Source organism: Nonomuraea sp. NPDC048916, from assembly GCF_040649575.1.
Lineage (GTDB): Bacteria > Actinomycetota > Actinomycetes > Streptosporangiales > Streptosporangiaceae > Nonomuraea.
Map to the genome: position 1 here is coordinate 1 of NZ_JBEZFS010000101.1, position 2265 is coordinate 2265.

Below are 2265 nucleotides of genomic sequence, written 5' to 3' on the forward strand. Positions count from 1 at the left end.
TGGTTTGGATTTGTCGGCGTTTGTGTTGTTTTCGTCTGCTGGTGGGTTGGTGTTGGCGGCGGGGCAGGGCAATTATGCGGCGGCGAATGTGTTTTTGGATGCGTTGGCGGTGCATCGGGCTGGGTTGGGCCTGCCCGCCACCTCCCTGTCCTGGGGCCAGTGGCTCGACGCCGGCGGCATGGGCTCCGATCTGGACGAGTCCTACCTCAAGAACATCAGGAACCTGGGCCTGCGACCTCTGCCTGTCGAGGAGAACCTGGCTCTGCTCGATAGGGCCATGGTCAGCGGGGAGCCTCACCTCGTGCTGATGGGCGTGGACGTCAACAAGCTGCGAACCTCCGCCGACCGGATCCTGCCGATGCTGCGCGGCCTGGCGGGCAGGCCGAGATCGCGGCAGTCGTTGGTCCAGGCGTCCATTGCTGATCGGGTCGCCGGTCTGGGTGATGTGGAGCGCAAGGAAGCCCTGCTTGACGCGGTCAGAACGCAGGTCGCCGCGATCCTCGGGCACGACGGCGCCCAGGCGATCAGCCCGGCGAAGGCGTTCAACGAGATTGGCTTCGACTCGCTGGCCGCCGTGGACCTCCGCAACAGACTGGCCGCCGCCACCGGGCTGCGGCTCAGCGCGACGCTCACGTTCGATTACCCCACCCCCCGGGCGCTTGCCGAGTATCTCGCCTCCCGGATGTCCGGCACCGCGCAAGCCGTGCCGAAAGAACGGCCCGCCTCCACAGCGGCGCTCGCCGGCGACCCCATCGCGATCATCGGCATGGCCTGCCGCTATCCCGGCGGAGTGCGCACGCCGGAGGACCTGTGGCGGCTGGTGGCCGACGGCAGGGACGTGATCTCCGGATTCCCGGCCGATCGCGGCTGGGACCCGGACCTCTACGACCCCGAGCCTGGCAAGCCGGGCAAGACCTACACCCACGAAGGTGGCTTCCTTTACGACGCGGCGTTATTCGACGCCGACTTCTTCGGGATCGGCCCACGTGAGGCCCAGGCGATGGACCCGCAGCAGCGCCTGCTGCTGGAGACCTCCTGGGAGGCGTTCGAGTGGGCCGGCATCGATCCGCACTCGCTCACAGGCACCGACACGGGCGTGTTCGCCGGTGTCATGTACCACGACTGGGGCCTGCGGATGGGGCCGCTTCCCGAGGACGTCGCGGCCTATCACAGTAAGGGCAGCCTCTCCAGCGTGGTCTCAGGACGCGTCGCCTACACCCTCGGACTGGAGGGGCCGGCTGTCACCGTCGACACCGCCTGTTCCTCCTCTCTGGTCGCCCTTCACTGGGCCGCCCAGGCCCTCCAAGGCGGCGAGTGCTCGCTGGCACTGGCCGGCGGGGTGACCGTCATGTCCACTCCTGACACGTTCGTGGACATGGCCCGGCAGGGCGGCCTGGCCCCCGACGGCCGCTGCAAGTCCTTTGGGGCCGGGGCGGACGGCGTGGGCTGGAGCGAGGGCGTCGGCCTCGTGGTGCTGGAGCGGCTATCCGACGCCAGGCGCAACGGGCACCACGTGCTGGCGCTCCTGCGGGGTTCAGCAGTCAACCAGGACGGTGCCAGCAACGGGCTGACCGCGCCCAACGGTCCCGCGCAGGAGCGGGTGATCCGCCGGGCGCTGGCGGTGGCCGGGCTCTCGGCAGGGGACGTGGATGCCGTCGAGGGACACGGCACGGGCACCACCTTGGGTGATCCCATCGAGGCGCAGGCCCTGCTGGCGACCTACGGGCAGGAGCGAACCTCCGGCCAGCCGCTGCGGCTCGGGTCGATCAAGTCGAATCTGGGCCACACCCAGGCGGCCGCGGGCGTCGCGGGCGTGATCAAGATGGTGATGGCGATGCGCCACGGCTTGCTCCCTCGGAGCCTGCACGCCGGCACGCCCTCCGACCAGGTCGACTGGGACTCGGGCGCGGTGGAGCTCTTGACCGAGCAGGTCTCGTGGGGGGGCTACGGCAGGCCGCGGCGGGCTGGTGTGTCGTCGTTCGGGGTCAGCGGCACCAACGCCCACGTCATCCTCGAGGAGGCGCCCCAGATCCTTGGCGAGCCGCCCCAGGTTCTTGGCAAGGCCCCGCGGTCGCACGCCGCTTCGGGCTCTTCTCCGGGCTCTTCTCCGGTGCGCAGCGAGATGCCCGGTGTGGTGTCTGGTGTGGTGCCGATCGTGTGGCCGGTGAGCGGCAAGTCTGCGGCAGCGTTGCGAGCTCAAGCCGCGCAGCTGCGCGTGTTCCTGGACACCCTCGACGATGACGCGCTCACAGCGGCCGGCCGGGC

At 69.8% G+C, this 2265-nt stretch carries 1 protein-coding gene and 1 pseudogene; both read left to right on the forward strand.

The window, feature by feature from the left end; translation table 11 throughout:
• Nucleotides 1-49: 49 nt before the first annotated feature.
• Nucleotides 50-106 (forward strand): annotated as a pseudogene (locus AB0C16_RS39875) (hypothetical protein); the annotation flags it as partial.
• A gap of 3 nt (nucleotides 107-109) precedes the next feature.
• The coding region (locus AB0C16_RS39880) for a beta-ketoacyl synthase N-terminal-like domain-containing protein (protein WP_357691323.1) at nucleotides 110-2265 on the forward strand (2156 nt) is incomplete at its 3' end.